This is a genomic window from Chryseobacterium cupriresistens, from assembly GCF_046614675.1.
In the GTDB taxonomy this organism is placed as follows: Bacteria; Bacteroidota; Bacteroidia; order Flavobacteriales; family Weeksellaceae; genus Chryseobacterium; species Chryseobacterium cupriresistens.
The window spans coordinates 127,901-148,167 of record NZ_JBKKJT010000008.1 but is presented as its reverse complement, the minus strand read 5'-3'; the positions used below and the strand labels follow the sequence as shown (position 1 = coordinate 148,167).

Annotated in this window: 17 protein-coding genes; 13 read left to right on the top strand and 4 right to left on the bottom strand. The window is 36.7% G+C overall.

Annotated elements, in window-relative coordinates:
• The first annotated feature begins 30 nt into the window (after window positions 1–30).
• From ACLI50_RS19025 to msrA, 8 genes are all read left to right on the top strand, one after another.
• On the top strand, window positions 31–252 hold the full coding sequence (locus ACLI50_RS19025; protein WP_002662059.1) for a DUF2795 domain-containing protein: 222 nt from the start codon (window positions 31–33) through the stop codon (window positions 250–252).
• Between the two features lie 122 nt (window positions 253–374).
• Complete coding sequence (secA, locus tag ACLI50_RS19020) at window positions 375–3,449, top strand: preprotein translocase subunit SecA (RefSeq protein ID WP_411414422.1); 3,075 nt, start codon at window positions 375–377, stop codon at window positions 3,447–3,449.
• Between the two features lie 151 nt (window positions 3,450–3,600).
• Window positions 3,601–5,778 (top strand): TonB-dependent siderophore receptor, encoded by a 2,178-nt coding sequence (locus ACLI50_RS19015; RefSeq protein ID WP_343641212.1) that lies wholly within the window; start codon window positions 3,601–3,603, stop codon window positions 5,776–5,778.
• A 40-nt stretch (window positions 5,779–5,818) separates the two neighbouring features.
• Window positions 5,819–7,021: a PepSY-associated TM helix domain-containing protein gene (locus ACLI50_RS19010; protein ID WP_343641214.1), complete on the top strand. Its 1,203-nt coding sequence runs from the start codon at window positions 5,819–5,821 to the stop codon at window positions 7,019–7,021.
• Window positions 7,021–9,135 carry a TonB-dependent receptor gene (locus ACLI50_RS19005; protein ID WP_343641216.1) on the top strand — a complete coding sequence of 705 codons (2,115 nt, stop codon included), beginning with the start codon at window positions 7,021–7,023 and terminating at the stop codon, window positions 9,133–9,135. Before ACLI50_RS19010 ends, ACLI50_RS19005 begins: the two co-directional genes overlap by 1 nt.
• 51 nt (window positions 9,136–9,186) lie before the next feature.
• Window positions 9,187–10,398 (top strand): PepSY-associated TM helix domain-containing protein, encoded by a 1,212-nt coding sequence (locus tag ACLI50_RS19000; protein ID WP_411414421.1) that lies wholly within the window; start codon window positions 9,187–9,189, stop codon window positions 10,396–10,398.
• Between the two features lie 79 nt (window positions 10,399–10,477).
• The gene (locus ACLI50_RS18995) at window positions 10,478–11,446 is read left to right on the top strand and encodes an ROK family protein (RefSeq protein WP_137904601.1); all 969 of its coding nucleotides are present in this window, start codon (window positions 10,478–10,480) and stop codon (window positions 11,444–11,446) included.
• A gap of 648 nt (window positions 11,447–12,094) precedes the next feature.
• A complete protein-coding gene (msrA, locus tag ACLI50_RS18990; protein ID WP_411414420.1) occupies window positions 12,095–12,649 on the top strand; it encodes a peptide-methionine (S)-S-oxide reductase MsrA in 555 nt (184 codons plus the stop codon).
• Window positions 12,650–12,787: 138 nt separating this feature from the next.
• Here msrA and ACLI50_RS18985 read toward each other — a convergent pair whose 3' ends face one another.
• Entirely contained in the window at window positions 12,788–13,624 is an 837-nt protein-coding gene (locus ACLI50_RS18985; RefSeq protein WP_411414419.1) for a hypothetical protein, read from the bottom strand.
• Between the two features lie 363 nt (window positions 13,625–13,987).
• Between ACLI50_RS18985 and ACLI50_RS18980 the strand changes: the two genes are divergently transcribed.
• The 4 genes from ACLI50_RS18980 to ACLI50_RS18965 all read left to right on the top strand — a co-directional run bounded on the left by ACLI50_RS18980 (window position 13,988) and on the right by ACLI50_RS18965 (window position 17,179).
• The gene (locus ACLI50_RS18980) at window positions 13,988–14,164 is read left to right on the top strand and encodes a hypothetical protein (RefSeq protein WP_411414418.1); all 177 of its coding nucleotides are present in this window, start codon (window positions 13,988–13,990) and stop codon (window positions 14,162–14,164) included.
• 46 nt (window positions 14,165–14,210) lie between these two features.
• Window positions 14,211–15,914 carry a tetratricopeptide repeat-containing sensor histidine kinase gene (locus ACLI50_RS18975; protein ID WP_411414417.1) on the top strand — a complete coding sequence of 568 codons (1,704 nt, stop codon included), beginning with the start codon at window positions 14,211–14,213 and terminating at the stop codon, window positions 15,912–15,914.
• Window positions 15,915–15,926: 12 nt separating this feature from the next.
• Window positions 15,927–16,592: a response regulator gene (locus tag ACLI50_RS18970; RefSeq protein WP_110011280.1), complete on the top strand. Its 666-nt coding sequence runs from the start codon at window positions 15,927–15,929 to the stop codon at window positions 16,590–16,592.
• A gap of 206 nt (window positions 16,593–16,798) precedes the next feature.
• Window positions 16,799–17,179, top strand: coding sequence for a DUF6232 family protein (locus ACLI50_RS18965; protein ID WP_411414416.1), 381 nt, complete (start codon window positions 16,799–16,801; stop codon window positions 17,177–17,179).
• A gap of 468 nt (window positions 17,180–17,647) precedes the next feature.
• Here ACLI50_RS18965 and ACLI50_RS18960 read toward each other — a convergent pair whose 3' ends face one another.
• From ACLI50_RS18960 to ACLI50_RS18950, 3 genes are all read right to left on the bottom strand, one after another.
• Entirely contained in the window at window positions 17,648–18,097 is a 450-nt protein-coding gene (locus ACLI50_RS18960; protein ID WP_110011281.1) for a GNAT family N-acetyltransferase, read from the bottom strand.
• A complete protein-coding gene (yihA, locus tag ACLI50_RS18955; protein WP_202842310.1) occupies window positions 18,090–18,713 on the bottom strand; it encodes a ribosome biogenesis GTP-binding protein YihA/YsxC in 624 nt (207 codons plus the stop codon). The genes ACLI50_RS18960 and yihA overlap by 8 nt, the downstream gene beginning before the upstream one ends.
• A 61-nt stretch (window positions 18,714–18,774) precedes the next feature.
• Window positions 18,775–19,536, bottom strand: a complete 762-nt coding sequence (locus tag ACLI50_RS18950) for an alpha/beta fold hydrolase (RefSeq protein ID WP_047426276.1) — start codon at window positions 19,534–19,536, stop codon at window positions 18,775–18,777.
• A gap of 272 nt (window positions 19,537–19,808) precedes the next feature.
• Between ACLI50_RS18950 and mraZ the strand changes: the two genes are divergently transcribed.
• Window positions 19,809–20,267 (top strand): division/cell wall cluster transcriptional repressor MraZ, encoded by a 459-nt coding sequence (gene mraZ, locus ACLI50_RS18945; protein ID WP_110011282.1) that lies wholly within the window; start codon window positions 19,809–19,811, stop codon window positions 20,265–20,267.

Genomic DNA, 20,267 nt, shown 5'->3' with positions numbered 1-20,267 from the left:
TTTTATACTTTTGCAAAAAATTAGAAAATTATGTACTGGACATTAGAATTAGCTTCATATCTAAGTGACGCACCTTGGCCAATGACAAAAGCAGAGCTTATTGACTACGCAATCAGAACTGGTGCACCAATGGAAGTAGTAGAAAACCTTCAGGCCATTGAGGACGAAGGAGAAATTTATGAATCTATCGAAGAAGTATGGAGTGACTATCCTACTGACGAGGATTTCCTTTGGAACGAGGACGAATATTAATAAAGCGATAAGCTTTAGGCTGCGTGCTTAGAGCTTTTTTGCCCTTTTTATATATAATTTACACGATAAGTGTTATTTAAAACGCTTAAAGCATTTTGCATTAAGCATAAAGCAAAAAATTTATGAGTTTTTTAAACAAAGTTCTTAAAGGGTTTTTGGGAGACAAAAAAGCGCAGGACCTAAAAGAAGTAAAAAAAGTTGTAACAAAAATCAGAGCTGTAGAACCTAATATCCAACAATTGTCGGATGATGGGTTGAGACAAAAGACGGCTGAGTTTAAAGAGAATATAAAATCTGCAACCAGCAAGATCACCGCTCAAATAGAACAGATAAAAGAGCAGATAAAAAATTCAACCAACGTTGATGAGAAAGAAGCTCTTTTCTCAAAAATTGAGTCTTTAAAGAAAGAATCTTACGAAATTGAAGAAAAAGTTCTGGTTCAGATTCTTCCCGAAGCTTTTGCATTGATCAAAGAAACGGCAAGAAGATGGGCTCAGAATGGAGAAATCCGTGTAACGGCTAGTGACTGGGACAGAGAACTGGCTGCTGCAGGGAAAGATTTCGTTAGTATTGAGGGAGACACAGCTGTTTGGAAAAACTCATGGGACGCTGCCGGAACTCCTGTAGTTTGGGATATGGTCCACTATGATGTTCAGTTTATCGGAGGGATTATTCTTCACAGTGGTAAAATTGCCGAAATGGCAACCGGTGAAGGTAAAACTTTGGTAGGAACATTACCTATTTATTTAAATTCACTTCCTGAAAGAGGGGTACACGTTGTAACCGTGAACGATTATCTTGCAAAAAGAGACTCGGCATGGATGGGTCCTCTTTATCAGTTCCACGGCATGTCTATCGATTGTATCGATAACCACCAGCCGAACTCTGATGGAAGAAGAAAAGCATACAACTCGGATATTACCTATGGAACGAATAACGAATTCGGTTTCGATTATCTGAGAGACAACATGGTGACATCACCTTCAGAACTGGTACAAAGAGAACTGAACTTTGCTATCGTGGATGAGGTGGACTCTGTATTGGTAGACGATGCCAGAACACCATTGATCATTTCAGGTCCGGTTCCTCAGGGAGACAGACAGGAGTTTGATGTTCTTAAGCCTTCTATCGACAGAATTGTTGAAGTACAAAAGAAAACCGTTTCTGCTATTTTCAATGAAGCGAAGAAATTAATCGCTGCAGGAAATACAAAAGAAGGTGGATTCAAATTACTTCAGGCATACAGAGGTCTTCCAAAAAACAGACAATTAATCAAATTCTTATCGGAAAGCGGAAACAGAGCATTGCTTCAGAAAGTTGAGGCGCAATACATGCAGGACAACAACCGTGATATGCCGATCGTAGATAAAGATCTTTACTTCGTAATCGAGGAGAAAAACAATCAGGTAGACCTTACAGACAAAGGTGTTGAATACATGTCTCAGGGTAACTCTGATCCTAACTTCTTCGTACTTCCTGATATCGGAACTGAGATTGCTGAAGTAGAAGCTAATAACCTTTCTAAAGAAGAAGAGTTCGAAGCTAAAGAAAAACTTTTTGCTGAATTTGCTGAAAAATCTGAGCGTGTTCACACCATGAGCCAGCTATTGAAAGCTTACACATTATTTGAAAAAGATGATGAGTATGTGGTGATTGATGGTGAAGTAAAAATCGTTGATGAGCAGACAGGACGTATCATGGAGGGACGTCGTTACTCAGACGGTCTTCACCAGGCAATTGAAGCGAAAGAGAATGTAAAAATTGAAGCAGCTACTCAAACTTTTGCAACCATTACGCTTCAGAACTATTTCCGTATGTACAACAAGCTTGCGGGGATGACAGGTACTGCTGAAACCGAAGCTGGAGAGCTTTGGGAAATCTATAAATTAGACGTTGTGGTAATTCCTACCAACCGTCCTATTTTAAGACATGACAAACAAGACTTGGTTTTCAAAACCAACAGAGAAAAATATAATGCTGTAATCGAAGAAATTGAAAAATTAACAGCACAGAAAAGACCGGTATTGGTAGGTACGACTTCTGTTGAAATTTCTCAATTACTATCAAAAGCACTTCAGCTAAGAAAGATCCCACACCAGGTATTGAACGCGAAGCTTCACAAAAAAGAAGCGGAAATTGTAGCTGGAGCAGGACAGCCGGGAGTTGTAACCATTGCAACCAACATGGCAGGTCGTGGTACGGATATCAAGCTTTCTAAGGAAGTAAAAGATGCAGGAGGTTTAGCGATTATCGGTACGGAAAGACACGATTCAAGACGTGTTGACAGACAGTTGAGAGGTAGAGCGGGACGTCAGGGAGATCCGGGAAGTTCTCAGTTCTATGTGTCTCTTGAAGATAACTTAATGCGTTTGTTCGGTTCTGAAAGAATTGCTAAAATGATGGACAGAATGGGTCACAAAGAGGGAGAAGTAATTCAGCACTCTATGATCAGTAAGTCTATTGAAAGAGCTCAGAAGAAAGTGGAAGAAAATAACTTCGGAACAAGAAAAAGACTTCTTGAGTATGATGACGTAATGAATAAACAGCGTGACGTAATCTATAAAAGAAGAAAGAATGCTCTTTTCGGAGACCACTTGAAGTATGACATCACCAATATGATTTTTGATGTAGCTAATTCTATCGTTGCGAAAGGGAAAGCTTCAGGAAATTATAAAGATTTTGAATATGAAATCATTAAAACATTTACGATGGAATCTCCGGTTTCACAAAATGATTTTAATAATAAGAATGTTCAGGATCTGACCAATATTTTATTCAAAGCAGCTCAGGAGGATTATAGAATGAAGCTGAATCTGTTGAAAGAAAAATCATTCCCTATCATTGAGAATGTATACCAAAATCAAGGTTCAATGTTCAAAATGATCCAGGTTCCTTTCACAGACGGACACAAAACAATGACTATTGTAGCTGATCTTAAAGAAGCATATGATACTCAGTGTGAAAGTTTAGTGAATGATTTTGAAAAGAATATCACTTTATCGATTATCGATGAAAACTGGAAGCTTCACCTTCGTGAAATGGACGACTTAAGAAGATCATCACAGGGAGCTGTGTATGAGCAGAAAGATCCATTGGTAATCTATAAGCAGGAATCTTTCCACTTATTCAGTGAAATGATCGATAAATTAAACAAAGAAATTATTTCTTTCTTATATAAAGGAGAAATTCCAGCGTAAGAAAAATTTAATAATATCATCTAAAAACCGCTCTGGCATTGGCCAGAGCGGTTTTTTGTTATTCATTATATAATAATTTTATGATAAATATCAATATTATTATTTATTTAGAACAGTTAAAAATAATATATTTGCAGAAAATTTGATTTTCATGAAAAATGTACTGATCTGTGCTTCCGCACTGGGAACAATGTTGGTTTCTGCACAAAAAAAAGACACCATCAAATCCAATGATATTGAAGAAGTAGTTGTTAACGGAAGATATTATCAGAAGTACAAGCTGAATGAGGTTTCAGGTTCACTGAGAATTCAGACCCCTATTCTTGAGCTGCCACAAAATGTACAGTCTGTAAGTTCACAGGTTCTTGCTGATCAGATGACTCTAAATATGTCTGAAGGAATTGTCCGTAACGTAAGTGGGGCAAGAAAAGTAGAACACTGGGATAATGTATATTCCAATGTTTTCATGAGAGGAGCAGGTATTGCTACTTTCATGAACGGGATGAATGTTTCTTCTACTTGGGGACCCATCAATCCTGACGCATCTATCATAGACAGAATAGAGTTTGTAAAAGGTCCTGCCGGATTTATGGGTTCTATGGGAGATCCTGCTGGATTTTATAATGTAGTGACTAAAAAACCTACAGGAAAGTTTGCCAACAGTGTGCGTTTCACAACGGGAAGCTATAATCTTTTCAGAGGAGAAGCTGATCTGGATGGAGTTTTTGTAAAAGACGGGGTTTTAGACTACCGTATCAATTTAATGGGAAGCTCCAACAATTCCTGGGTAGAAAATGATAAAACAAGCAAAATCATTGTTGCACCTTCCATTACTTTCAGACCTACAAAGAGCACTACATTTACGGCTCAGTATAACTATCAATACTTAAAATTCAACCAGCCTGGAGCTTATCTGATGTCAAACGACGGATACGCTTCACTGAATGTACATACCAACTTTAATGATCCGAACTTCAAGAAAACTGAAGTAAAAGACCAGAGTTTATTCTTAAGTTTAGACCAGAAGCTTTTCAAAGACTGGGTTTGGAGCACACAGTATGCTTATATGGATCTGAATTACGACGGAGGTTCTTGGTGGGGAACTTTTGATGCGAACAATAAGAATGTTTTCAACAGAACTTTAAGCAACTGGCAGGCAAAAGGAAAAAATCACATTTTCCAGACCTATGTTAGAGGAAAGCTTAATACAGGAAATATTGTTCATAAAATAATCGCAGGATTCGATTACGGAGACAGAAAATACAATGCTGACTTTTCATCCTATTCGAAAATTGTAGATGGTAAAGAAACCTTATTATTTCCTATTAACATTTATAATGTGAATTATGGTGTAGATCCTTCTCAACTTCCGTCTTCTGATTTTTATACATTAAACACTTCTGCTCCGTTTTATAATGATCAGGGCGTAAAATATACATCTTATTATGCTCAGGACCAGATTGAAATGTTTGACAATAAACTGAGATTAACATTGGCAGGAAGGTATACCAGCGGTAAAACCTATTCTGCATATCCTAATCTGAGCCCGGGAACACCTGTTGTACCAGATACAGCGGGTGAGTTTACTCCAAGAGTTGGGGTGAGTTACTCTATCAATGAAAACTTCTCAGCGTACGGAATTTATGATAAGACTTTTGTACCCCAATCCGGAACAGGAATTAACAAAACCAAAATTACAGATCCCTTCAGAGGCCAGAATATTGAATTCGGACTTAAAAAAGACTGGTTCGGTGGAAAATGGAATACCACTTTTGCGGTTTACGAAATCCGAAGACAAAATATTCTTGTAGCAGGAAATGCCAATGAAAACGATGGAGTTGCGTTTCAAGTTGCTACAGGCGAGCAAAGAGCAAGAGGTTTTGAAACCGATATCAAAGGAGAGATCATCAAAGGTCTGAATCTTATCATCAACTATGCTTATACAGACGCTAAAACCGTTAAAGACACAGATCCTGCAAGAATTGGAGTTCAGTCTCCAGGAAATGCAAAAAATGTTCAGAATACCTGGATCAACTATAGATTCCAGAATGGTGTTTTAAATGGTTTCGGTATTTCTGCAGGATATCAATATCAGGGAGGAAGACAATCCTGGTATGGGGTAAGTGCCACAAAAGATCAGAGTCTTCCTGATTATTTTGATACCAACTTCGGCGTTTCTTATGTTGCTAAAAAATTCGATATTAACTTTATGTTGAACAATGTTCTTAACAGAAAGCTTTACAGCGGATATAGAGGTGATGGAGGAGAATATGCCTGGATCTACAATGCTCCGCGTAACTGGAGAGTATCAATAGGATATAAATTTTAAAAAATCAAAGGTTAGCCCCTCATGGGGTTAACTTTTTGCTATGAGAAAAAAGCATCATCATAAAAAGAAAGTGTCTCCCGCAAAAAAATGGTCTGCAAAGCTGCATTTGTGGCTGGGTTTATCTGTTGGAATCATTGTATTTATAGTCTCTCTTTCAGGGACTTTATATGTTTTTAAGGATGAAATACAGAATAGCTTACGCAAAGAAGCCATTTACCTGAAAAAGGAGGATATCGGAAAAAAGCCATTGTCTATTCATCTGCTTCGTGAAAAAGTTACGCTGGAACTTAATGAAAAATATCCCGTAAGTGCTGTAGAAATTCCTTTAGACAAAACAAAAGCCTATCAGTTTGAATACTATGACAAAAGCAAAAAGGGATGGAATTATTTTCAGCAGGTACACATCAACAAACTAGTCTATGTGAATCAGTACACCGGGCAAATCCTGGCAGTTTATGATGAAAAGTATGATGTGTTCAATATTCTGAAATATATCCACTGGGGACTTCTGCTTAATTCAGAATGGGGACCGTATACTGTAGGAATCCCAACTGTTATTTTCGTCATTATGCTGATTACAGGGATCATTTTATGGTGGCCTAAAAACAAAAATGCAAGAAAAGGACGTTTTTGGTTCAATTGGGAAAATGTAAAAAACTGGAAGCGTAAAAACTATGATCTTCATAATGTTCTTGGATTCTATGCATCATTTATTGCGCTGCTTCTGAGTGTTACCGGACTATATTTTGCCTATCCCTATGTAAAAAACACTTTTACTTTTGCACTGTCTGGTTCATGGGAACTGCCAAAGGAAAAAGAAAGAAAATCCCCGGACTCTCTGATGGCAAAGAATGAAGCTGTTTTTGATCTGGCTGCGGCACAGACTGAAAAATTATATACAAAATCATCCAGCTTCAGAATGACTTTGAACGGAAAGAATAAAAAAGGAAAAGAACTGAAAAATCTCCCGGTAACGGTTTACGGAATGGATGGAAGATACAGTGAAAGAAACATCCTGACATTCGACAAATACTCCGGAAAACTACTCTCCAATAAACCTCATCACAATCTCAATACTGCCGAGAAATATTCCAACGCCAATTATGACATCCATACCGGTTCCTACTTCGGAATCATTGGAAAAGTGATCTGGTTTATAGCCGGCCTCACATGTACATCGCTCCCTGTAACCGGATTTCTGGTCTGGTGGGGAAAAAGAAAGAAAAAAGGAAAGAAAATATAATGAAAAAAGTGCTTTTATCAGCTGCCTGCTTAGGAACTGCCACTGTTTTTGCTCAGGTAAAAGATAGTTTACAAACTAAAAATGTAGACGAGGTTGTCATGACTGCTTCCAGAAAAAAGGAAAGCATAAAAGAAGTTCCAAGTTCCATAACGGTGGTAGGAGAGAAACAGATTCAGTCTCAGCTGACCGTTAACTCAGATATCACAAGCATCCTGCAGTATACCGTTCCCAGTTTAGGAACCAATTCGGGACAGACATCCAATACAGGACAGACCTTAAGAGGACGTCAGGTTCTGGTTTTGATTGATGGAATTCCACAGTCTACCCCACTTCGTAACGGAGCAAGAGATTTAAGAACCATTGACCCTTCAGCCATTGAAAGAATTGAAGTAATCAAAGGGGCTTCTTCCATTTATGGTAACGGAGCAGACGGAGGGATCATCAATTATATTACAAAAAGAAGCAAAACAGATAAAAAAATCTCCGGAATTTCACAGGTCGGGCTTACAGGGCAGCCTTATGGAGGCACTTTAGGAGTAAGAGCCAGTCAGCTTTTATCAGGAAAGATCAACAAGTTTGATTATACCCTTTCATTAGCCTACGAAAGAACAGGATATACAAAAGACGGTGATGGTGTTTTGATAAGTCCTACCTATAGCATTGCGAAGATGGACAACTACAACGGACTGTTGAAAATAGGTTATGACATCAACGAAAATCAGAGAATTGAGGCTTCTTACATTGGCTATTCATCAAGATCAGATCTGAATGTAGGATTAAAAACAGGAAAATACGGCATCAAGCCAACGATTGGTGAAGGAATTGGGAAAGGTTTGGAAACAACTCCCCAGGGAACTCCTAAAAACCACAACATAAGAGTAAGCTACGACAATAAGAACCTGTTTGCAGGAACTTCTTTGAATATCAACCTTTACTATCAGGATTTTAAAACCGTTTACGGCTACAGTGACACCTTTTTCAATGGCGGACAGTCTAATGTCATTTCAAAAAAGGCAGGAGCAAGATTCAATTTTGATACCCAGCTTTGGAATTCAGCAAACTCTCAGGCGGAAATCATCTACGGAGCCGATATTCTGAATGATGAAACCGTTCAAAAGCTGGAAGACGGACGTTTCTGGACTCCCAATATGAACATGACCAATATTGCACCTTTCGTACTGGCAAAAATAGATCTGTTTAAAAAGTTCACCATCAAAGGAGGACTTCGTTACGAAAACATCAAAGTAAATGTAGATGACTTCAATACCCTTTCTACCCTGAAAAGTGACGGAACTTTCACCAAAAGTATTCCTGTCGCGGGTGGAAAACTGAACTACAATGCATTGGTAGGAAATATTGGAATTCGTTACAATATTGAGCCTTATATCAACCTTTTCGGAAGCTTCTCTCAGGCCTACTCTATCAATGAGTTAGGAAGAATTTTAAGAACCTCAACCTCTGAAACCATCAAAAACCTGGAAACAAAACCAATCATCGTAAACAACTACGAATTGGGAGCAACAGGACAACTTTCCGGCTGGTTGAACTATGAATTAACTTCTTATGTGAGTACCTCTAAACTGGGAGCATCATTCGTACAAAGTCCAGACAGAGCATTGATGATTCAGAGATCTCCCGAGGTTGTATACGGGGTAGAAGGATTTTTACACTTTAGCCCTATAAAATGGATTCAGTTTGGTGGAAGCTACAGCTGGATGGAAGGAATTACTTCTGTAAAAGATGACGGTGATTATTCAACAAAAATCAACAACAGCAGAATTTCTGCGCCTAAAGTATTGGCATATGTTCAGGCAAGACCTGTTCCAGCTCTATCCGTTGGTCTTGATATGCTTCACTCTTTCCAGCAGAACAGATTTGAACCAAATGCCAAGACGGGATTGTATGCTTATGGTGAAGGATATGTACCTGAGTATACTGTTTTCAATTTCAAATCCAGTTATGAGGTTAACAACAACTGGAGAGTATCATTAGGTATTGAAAACCTTTTCAACAAACTGTACCAGCCTGCCATTTCATGGTGGACAGCAAGAGACAGTGATTTTACTAATGCTCTTGGATTGAGAGGGACATTCATGATTGAATACAAATTTTAATTAATCTAAATAAAAAGTAAAGCATATCTTTGCTTTACTTTTTACTGTTATATGAAGAAAAAGCATCATCATAAAAAGAAACCGGGCTTTATCAAAAAATGGTCCGCCAAACTGCATCTGTGGTTCGGATTGGGAATAGGCTTCCTGATCTTTATTATCTCTGTTACCGGGGCATTGTATGTCTTTAAGGATGAAGTGGAAAATATCACCCGAAAAGATGTCATCTACCATCACGAGCAAAATATAGAGCAGAAACAGGTCCTTCCCATCAGAGTGATGGAAAAGGCTGTTGCGGAGCAGGTAAAAGAAAAGTATCCTATCCACTGGGTAAATGTTCCTATTGATAAAAAAATGTCCTATATGTTCTTCTGGTATGAACATAATACAGATGCCTGGAACTATTTTGATGAATTTCCTATCTACAAACAGGCCTATGTAAACCCATACACCGGAAAAGTACTGAGAGTCTATGATGAGAAAAACGGATTCTTCAATATTGTAAAAATGATCCACTGGAGCTACCTCCTGAAACAGGACTGGGGAACTTATGTAGTGGGAATTCCTGTTATTATTTTTATTATCATGCTGATCTCCGGGATCATTCTATGGTGGCCCAAGAACAAAGCAGCCAGAAAACAGCGTTTTGCCTTCAAATGGAAAAATATTAAAAGCTGGAAGCGAAAAAACTACGACCTTCATAATGTACTGGGATTTTACGCATCGATCTTTGCTCTGATCTTTTCCATCACGGGACTTTTCTATGCATTCTTTGTGGTGCAGGCGATGATCTATGTGATATTTTCCGGTGGAGAAACAAAATATCCCGACTTCTCACATATTAAAACAAAGGCACCTATCGAATTGAGAACAGAAGGAACACTGGATAAAATCATCAATACAGTACAGACAAAATATCCTGAATCTTATGGTTTCGCCATCGATTTAGGACATCCGCATATGGATGATCACGAGCACCCCAACTTTGAAGTATACGTAAAGCATCTTTCTTATTCATACCATAAAAGCAGCAGCTTAATCTTCGATGAAAACTCAGGAGAATTGCTGCATACTCATGACCCGAAAGACAAAAACTTCGGAGAAAAGGTTGTGAACGCCAATTATGATATTCACGTAGGTGCTATTCTGGGACTTCCTACCAAGATCATTGCATTTATTGTAAGTATCATTTGTGCCTCGCTTCCGGTTACCGGATTTATGATATGGTGGGGCAGAAAAAAGAAAAAAATAGTAAAAACGGTTTAACATATTAAATAAAACCCTATTAATAATCCATTAATACAATCTTTTTTATAATTTTAGCCCCTAGAATTTAATAATAGAAATGTCATTAATAGATTTATCAAAACAAGTTGCCCTTGGAGTTGACATCGGCGGAACCAATACTAAATTCGGAATCGTAAACCACCGTGGAGAAGTTCTGGATAAAGGAAACCTGAGAACCGATGCTTATGACAAAGTTGAGGATTTCATTGATGCTTTATATGACCATGTTTATCCAATGATGGAAAAGTATGGAACTGAAGCACACTTTGACGGAATTGGAGTAGGCGCACCTAATGCAAACTACTACAAAGGAACGATAGAACTTGCTCCTAACCTTCCCTGGAAAGGCGTTATTCCTTTCGCTGAACTGATGACGGCAAAATTCAATCTTCCTTGTACAGTAACCAATGATGCCAATGCGGCAGCTCTTGGAGAAATGCTTTTCGGAGCAGCAAGAGGAATGAAGGATTTCATCATGATTACACTGGGAACAGGGGTAGGCAGCGGAATCATTGCCAATGGAAGTTTAATCTATGGACATGACGGGTTTGCCGGAGAATTGGGTCATACGATTGTAAAACCGGGTGGTAGAAAGCATTGGAGCACAGGATCAGAAGGAAGTCTGGAAGCGTATGCTTCTGCTACAGGAATTACCATTACAGCCAAAAAAATGAGGGCGGAATTTCCGGAATCCATGTTGAACCAATATCCTGAAGATGCGATCAATTCTAAAACAGTATACGAATGTGCTATCAAGGAAGATCCTATTGCGATTGAGGTTTTCAGATATACGGGTCAGAAACTGGGTGAAGCCCTGGCTAATTTTGTTATGTTCTCTTCACCGGAAGCTATTCTTCTGTTTGGAGGAGTAATCAAAGCGGGAGATTTTATCTTAAAGCCTGCTAAACTGCATATGGAGAGAAACCTTCTTCCTATTTTCAGAAATAAGGTAAAACTGGTATTCAGTGAGCTTGACGAAGCAGATGCTGCCATTCTTGGAGCAAGTGCTTTGGTTTGGGAAAAATAACTGAACGCTATTTTAAATAATTCAGAGCATCCTCTTAGGGTGCTTTTTTTGTTCCCACAGATTGCACAGATTTTCACAGGTTATTATTCTATATTTTCTTGTGATGATTTGTGAAAACATTCGTGTTATTCGTGTTTAAAATTAAAATGCTTCGACTAAGCTCAGCATGACAGTGCTAATACCGGCTGCTTTAAAATGTCTCAGATATCAACCATTCACATTTGTATTGAATCCATTTTGACCACAGATCGCACAGATTTTCACAGATGATTATCCTATATTTTCTTGTGATGATTTGTGAAAAACATTCGTGTTATTCGTGTTTAAAATTAAAATGCTTCGACAAAGCTCAGCATGACAGCGCTAATACCAACTGTTTTAAGCTATCTCAGACATCAACCATTCACATTTGTATTGAATCCATTTTGACCACAGATCGCACAGATTTTCACAGATGATTATCCTATATTTTCTTGTGGTGATTTGTGAAAACATTGGTGTTATTTGTGTTTGAAAACCATTTGTCACATCTATCATTGTAATTTACGTTTCAGACATAAAATCGTGTTCAAATGAAAAAGTTTTTCCTATTTTTGATCAGCTTTTCCGGATAAAGGAAGAGATCATAAAACAATATAATTACCTACAATGGACAATAATAATTTAGAACAGATTACTTTCGGAGGCGGATGTTTCTGGTGCGTGGAAAGCTGTTTCAATATGCTGAAAGGGGTACAATCTGCTATTTCAGGATATTCAGGTGGACATAAAGACAATCCGACTTATCAGGAAGTCTGTACAGGAGAAACCGGACATGCGGAAGTGGTACAGATTACTTATGATCCGTCAGTTATTTCTTATGAACAGCTGATGGATGTGTTTTTCTTCCTTCATGATCCCACCCAACTGAACAGACAGGGAAATGACATCGGAACCCAGTACCGTTCTGTGATTTACTATAAAGATGATGCAGAGAAGGCAAAAGCCGAAGAAGCCATTAAAGTATCTCAGGAATCGGGAAGATGGGCTGGTACCTATGTAACGGAATTAACGAAATTTGACAAATTCTGGCCGGCAGAACAATATCATCAGGGGTATTATAATGAAAATCCGACACAGCCGTATTGCAGCGCTGTAGTGGGACCAAAAATCCAGAAGTTTAAAAAACACTTCGGAGAGATGGGAATGCTGAATGCAGAATAAAACAAAATGTAATTCGGACATTTACAATCAATATAAAAATAACAGAAGCGAAGAGGAACCTCTTCGCTTCTTGTTTGATGCAAACATGCGTATACCGGGAAACATTCCTGTTGAATTTTAAATATTGGTGAAGGAAGTCTATTCTGCCTGTATCATTTCGTGTTTACCCGAATATTTTCTAATGATGTATTCTGTGGCTGGTTTTAATTCTTTTTTGTTTTCCGGATCAACTCCATCCATAGTAAAAAACTCAACTTTCCCTCTGACTTTTGAATACCACATTTTTCCCAAAGCATTTTCTACTGTAAGTGTATCTTTTCTTGTAACCCGTTTAAAGTACTTAATCCGAATATCATCCTTAGGAACAATATTCAATACAAGATTTTCTTCATTGCAATCGGCAAGCTTATATTCATTTTGATCCCAGTACATACAATTCTTTTCAACTGCGGGAAGAGTCAAAAAACCGAATGGTTCATATACATTTCTGTTTCCTGATGAGCAGTAATAATTTCCGATCAAAAATCCTCCAAGCATTAATATCCCTAAGAGACCAAAACTATTTTGTCTGGCAAACTCCGGCATTTTAAAATGCTGCTCATTAATGATATTAATATTAATTTTAGACAGCCTCTCTGATATAACCTCCTCATCCTGATCCACACTTATTTTTACCGTGGTCAGATTCTTTTTTTCATCATTTCTGATAAAAGTCCTTGAAAAATCATTGAAGTCTTTATAGCCTATATACTGGCTCATCTTGTTGAGCCTCTCTGCCTCAATATTCCTGCAGCTGTTCCCTTCTACAAAGTCTTCATAATATCGTATGAATGTTTTCTCTGAAATATCATAGAATTTCAGATTATCAATAAAACAAAGATGCAGATAAGAAGCCAATCCACTTTTTGTGGTTTTCTCCGACTCTTTTCTTGCCTGCTCAAATACTTCATTAATCAGTAGTTTTTTCTTGGACATAAACAGTGTTTTCGGGCATTACAAAGTAGATGATTTTCAGTCATACCTCATTACGGATTTCCGTAATAACTCCACACTTCATTACTGTCTATTGATGTCTATGTTTTGTCTAACATCTCTATTCTTTTTTACCGCAAATTTGCCTTAGAAATCAACAAAACATGACCAAAAACTGATTTCAAAAAAACCAGAGAAAACAGAGATTAAACTCCGGATCGGGAAGCAGATGTTTCGCCTCCGTTTTTAAAGGTTCACTTCCCTAAAAAATTAAGAAGCGCTTCGAAATTTTAACAGTGTACAGCTCATGATCAATGCATCGTGAGAGGAAGAAATACGATTTCAATTTCGAAAATTTTAAAGGAAATGATCCAAATTATAATGATGCTATTAGGCTTAGCATTTTCAGATAGTAATGCCAATACAACAGCAACTGATAACAATAACTACGAATCCTCTACAATGAGTTTTACAACCGAAACAGGAATGGCTCCGGAAGACACCAGTGGAGAAACAGGGCAGATTTTGCCTCCAAAAAAATAATTAAACAAAAGGGCAATGAAAATTGTCCTTTTTTTAATATCTTTAGTTGTTATCAATTATTATCATGTATCCCGGTTTTAAATTTGTAGGAATTTTTCTTTTATTCATTAGCTGCAATTTTTCTGAAAACAGAAATCCTCCGGTAAAAGCCCCTTCCACTGAAGCGGACAAAATGTATAATGAAGCGGCAGCTTTATATAATAATGATAATGAAAAGGCATTTACCCTTCTATCTAAAGCAGAGAGCATTTATAAGCTAAAAAATGATTCAGCTGATATTGCATCGTGTTTAATTATCAAGGCTATTATCCTCAATGATATCGGAGATTACCTTAGCAGTAATGAAAGAGCTATCGATGCATTGTCCTTTTTAAAACTGCCCAGAGACTCTGCCTATCTTCCTTCCATTTATAATAACCTTGCAATATCTGAAAAAAATCTCAAGCATTATTCTGAGGCTCTCAACTGGTATCATAAAGCTTTACAGCTGAGTTCGGATAATTCTCAGAAAATCACTATTAAAAATAACATTGCAGACACCTACGGAAAACTGAAAAATTATCCGAAGGCAATTCATATCTATCAATCTCTTCTTAAGGAAAAAAACCTGCAAAAAAATGAGATTGATTATGCCCGGATTTTAGATAATTACAGTTATATAAGCTGGCTTGAAAACAAAAACTACAATGCAGAACCCAATCTGTTAAAAGCTTTTGCTCTCAGACAAAAAATCAACGATAAAGCGGGTATGATATCCAGTCATTCTCATCTTGCTGAGTATTACTTACACTCGGATAAATCAAAAGCCTTGTATCATAACCATCAAAAATATCTTTTAGCAAAAGTAATCAAAAATCCAGGTGACAGGATAGAAGCCATCGAATTTCTGGTAAAAAGTGATACAAAAAGCAACTTACAAGACTATTTTGCAGAATATCAGTATCTGAATGACAGCATCCAGCTATCTAAAGATAAAGCAAAAAACAGATTTGCATTAATAGAATTTGATGTAGAAAAGAAGAACGCAGAAAACCAAAAGTTAAAAATTATTACTGTTCAAAAACAAAACAGGATTCTGAAGCAGAATGTAGTTTTAGGAATTCTGTCTTTAACTCTGATTGGCGGCTGGATTGTTTACAAGAGAAGAAAAAAAGGGCTGCAGCGGGAAAATGAATTAAGAATAAAAGAAAATCAACTTCATCTTTCCAAAAAAGTACATGATGTGGTGGCCAATGGGATTTACCAGGTGATGACGAAGATCGAAAATCAGGAAGATTTTGACAAAGAAAGAGTACTTGATGAGCTGGAATTTGTCTACGAAAAGTCCAGGGATATTTCTTATGAGAAGACCGCTTCTGAAAATAAGCCGGAATTCAGTAAAAGAATATCTACCCTTATTGCATCGTTTAATAATGAAAATGTAAAAACTTATCTTGCCGGAAACGACGAAACTATATGGAAGACCTTGAATGATTTTACCCGGGAAGAAATCTATCAGGTGATGCGGGAACTTCTTATCAACATGAAAAAACACAGTCATGCCACCCTTGTTGCCTTTAAATTTGAAAGAAAAAATAACATCATACAAATTCAGTATACAGACAATGGCATCGGTATCCCGGGAGGAATTATCTACAAAAATGGTTTAACAAATACGGATTCCCGTATTGAAACTATTCATGGAGAAATTATTTTTGACACTGAAACCGAAAAGGGATTGAAAATTTATATTTCATTTCCTGCTTCTTAAAAAAGAAAAAGAATGTTCAAAAAAATTTTAATAGCTGAAGATCACGAAAGCAGCAGTATTTCTGTACAGAAAACATTAGAAGACCTTCATATTTCCAACACAGATTATGTTTATTATTGTGATGATGCATTAGCTAAAATTCAAAAATCCATTCGTGAAGATGATCTTTATGATTTGTTAATTACAGACCTTTCTTTTGAAGAAGACCATAATATACAGAATCTTAAAGATGGAAAAGAACTGATAAAAACCGTTAGAGAGCTTCATCCTTCGCTGAAAGTTATTGTATTTTCAGCTGAGCACAGATCCGGGATTATAGATAGCCTGTTTAATGAATACAAAATCAATGGTTTTGTCCGTAAGGCCAGAAATGATTCAAAAGAACTGAAAAAAGCAATCGCTTCTACCTACGTGAATGAAAATTATCTTTCCCTGGATCTTAAACAGGAAGTAAAGAAGCTCAACAATTATGAGTTTTCCAACTATGACATTACTTTGGTGTCTCTCTTATCGCAGGGAGTTTTACAGAAAAATATACCAGTTTATCTTCAGAATAACGATATTAAGCCCAACAGCTTAAGCAGCGTAGAGAAAAAACTCAACAGTATGAAAGAAGATCTTCAAATAACAAGTAATGAACAGCTTGTTGCTTTTTGTAAAGATCTGGGAATAATTTAAACTTTATCAGAGTCATTTTCGTATACAAACCTTTCATTTTTTGGAAGGTTTTTGCTTTACGGTTTTCCGTAAGGATTGGTTTTTAGAGGATTGTACTTTTGGGATGTTAATCAATAAATAATTTTATGAGTTCACAGATAGCTTTTCGAAAGTCTCAGAATTAGGATTTTGATCTAAACCTTTACAATAATTAAAAATACTAAATAATGGAAGCGATCACCCAAAATGAAACAATATTTTATCATGACAGCTCTATAAAAGTTACGCAGTCAAGATATATAACACATTCAAAAACATATGCTATGAGGAATATCTCTTCTGTTTATATTTTTGAAATTATTAAAAGTAAAAACAAGGCCCTTCTACTGATCATTGTAGGTTTTATACTCCTTTTCTCAAAAGAGTTTTTTTGGATGGGAATAATAATTTTAATTCTAGGTTTTTGGTGGTTTTTTACTATTAAAAATCAATATGCAGTACGAATAAGCACAAATGCTGGAGAAGTTAATAGTATTGTATCAAAAGACAGAGATTACATTCAAAAAATTGTAAACGCATTAAATGAAGCAATTATTCATCGAGGATAATTAAAAATTAAATAAATACCATGAAAAAACTATTTTTTACAGGCCTCTTTGGTTTAGCAATATTATTTCCCGACAGCCTTTCAGCTTATAGCACCAATGTGATTTTTATCAAAGAACTTTCTGGCAAAAAACCCAGAAAAAGTAAGATGAATAAAAAAAAACAAGTCGAAAAGACAAGTTTATGCAAGATCATACACTTCCAGTAAAGGATGTTCGTATAATGGTCAACAATTATATGTAGGATCCAGAGGAGGATGTTATTATTATTCAGGAAGCAGCAAACAATATGTGGACAGATCATATTGTACCAACTGCAATTAATATTAAAAAATTAAGTTAATTACGGTTTTCCGTAAGGTTCTTTTTCACAATAGACTTACTTTTGATGTAAGAAATGATGAAAAAAACTAATAACACCCAATATAATTTTATACAGTTCGAAAAAGGTACCTCGTCTGAGATACCTTTTTACTTTCTTATCATTTCCGTATGCGGAATATCATCTTCCAGATATTTTTTCCCTGTATCTACAAATCCGAACCCGCTGTAAAATCTTAAAAGATAATCCTGTGCGGATATTTTGATTTCAGAAGTGTGAAAACGGTTTTCTATAGTTTCTACGGCATATTGTATCAACTGTTTACCGAGGCTTTTTCCTCTCGCCAGCTCTGTGGTCAGAACCCTTCCTATAGAAGTTTCATCATACTTTATTCCTTTATCAAAAATCCGGCAGTAGGCCAGTACCTGTCCCTCTTCTTCAGCCCAGATATGAACGGCTTTCTGGTCATAATTATCCAGATCAGGATAAGGACAATTTTGCTCGATAACGAAAACATCAATACGGGCTTTCAGTACTGCATATAGTTCCGGAACAGTAAACTCATCAAATGTTTTGATTTTCCAGATCATATTACTCATCGAAACTTATATTATTATTAGTTAAAAACTCATTGGTCTTTTGGATAAAGTCAAGAATTTTATCTCCTCCTTCTTTCTTTTCTGCTGAGGTGATATACAATTCGGGAAGATCTTCCCATGTTTTATGAAGTTCAGCTTTATAGTCTTCAACATTTTTGATAACGGCATTCGGTTTCAGTTTATCTGCCTTTGTGAAGACAATGGAAAACGGTATTCCACTTTCACCACACCACTGGATAAATTCCAGATCGATTTTCTGCGGAGTATGCCTTACATCTACCAATACAAAAAGGTTGACCAGATTTCTTCTGTTCAGAATATAATTGGTGATCAGCTTTTCAAAATCCTTTCGCTGGACTTTTGAAACCTTTGCATAACCATATCCAGGTAAATCGGTAAGATACCAGTTCTCGTTCACTAAAAAATGATTGATCAGCTGGGTCTTCCCGGGAGTCTGCGATGTCTTGGCCAGATCTTTATGATTCATCATGGCATTGATCAGTGATGACTTTCCTACGTTCGACCTTCCGATAAAAGCATATTCGGGAATATTGGGTTCAGGGCATTCCTGCCATTTTCCACTGCTCTTTACAAACTCTGCTGTTTTGATAATCATTTTTGAATGTATTTTAGAAAAATAAACCATTAAGAAAAGCTCTTAATGGTCATTATATGTTTTAAACTTTATCTTTTATCCAGTTATACAGGATTTCATTGAATTCATCCGGCTTTTCCATCATGGCAGCATGGCCGCATTTGTCAATCCAGAATAAATCGGAATTCGGAATAAACTTGTGCATATCTTCTGCCACTTCCGGTGGAGTGACATTATCCTGTTTACCCCAGATCAGACAGGTAGGTGTCACAATCTTCGGAAGATCATTCAGCATGTTGTGTTTGATGGCACTTCTTGCCAGCATTACCGTCTTTATTCCCTTCATTCTGTCATTAACGACTGCAAAAACTTCATCTACAAGATCTTCTGTGGCCACCTTTGGATCATAGAAAACTTCTTCTGTTTTCTTTCTGATATAAGAACGGTCATTTTTTCTTGGAAAGCTGTCTCCGAAAGTTCTTTCATAAAGACCGGAGCTTCCAGTAAGAACAAGATTCTTAACCAGATCAGGTCTCGCCAAAGTCAATATAAGTCCTACATGCCCACCCATTGAGTTTCCTACAATAGTTACGGGACCGGAAATATGACTTTCTATAAACTTGATAATATATTTTGCAATCGTGGTAAGATTCGTATTGAGTACCGGCAGATCATAGATCGGCAGCTGAGGAACATATACTTTAAAGCCTCTATCCGAAAAAAAATCTACCATTTTATCGAAATTACTCAAACCACCCATTAACCCGTGCAACAGCACTAATGGATGTCCTTCTCCCGCTTCTACATAGGAATATTTCTTTTCTTTTTTTGTACTAAATATCATAAAACGCCTTAATAAAGCCCTGCAAAAATACAAATTAAACCTCAAAAAAATTTTGATAATCCTAATTTAAGATAAAAATAATATAATATTCTCCTTTTTAACTTTTTTTTTCAGAACCTCTCTATTATGGCTTAGATAACACTTTCAACAAGTCTCTTCATATCAGTATTTTACATTATTGAAATTCAATCTTTAATAAAACTTATTAACATTGAGTCAAAAAGTGGGAAAAAGTGGGAAATTTTGGAAATTATTATATAAATTTGTCCCAAATGAAAAATTTCATTGGGACATATGAGTGTAAAATTGACGACAAAGGCCGCTTAAAAGTTCCTTCATCTTTAATCAAACAGATGGAAAACTTCGACGATAAGGCGTTTGTAGTCAAAAGATCTGTGTTCCAACCTTGTCTGGAAGTTTATCCTATGAATGCATGGGACAAACTGATGGGTAAAATTAATAAACTGAACAGATTCATAAAAAAGAATGCTGATTTCATACGAATGTTTACGGCAGGAGTAAAAACAGTAGAGTTGGATAATGCAGGACGATTACAGATCTCGAAAGATCTTACGGTTTTCGCAAATCTTCAGAAGGATATTGTGATCACCAGCGCAGGAGAACTCTTTGAGATTTGGGATAAAGAAGCCTATGAAAAGGTAATTGCCACCAACGAAGCTGATTTTGCAAGCCTTGCCGAAGATGTGATGGGCTCTTTCGATGAAGAATAA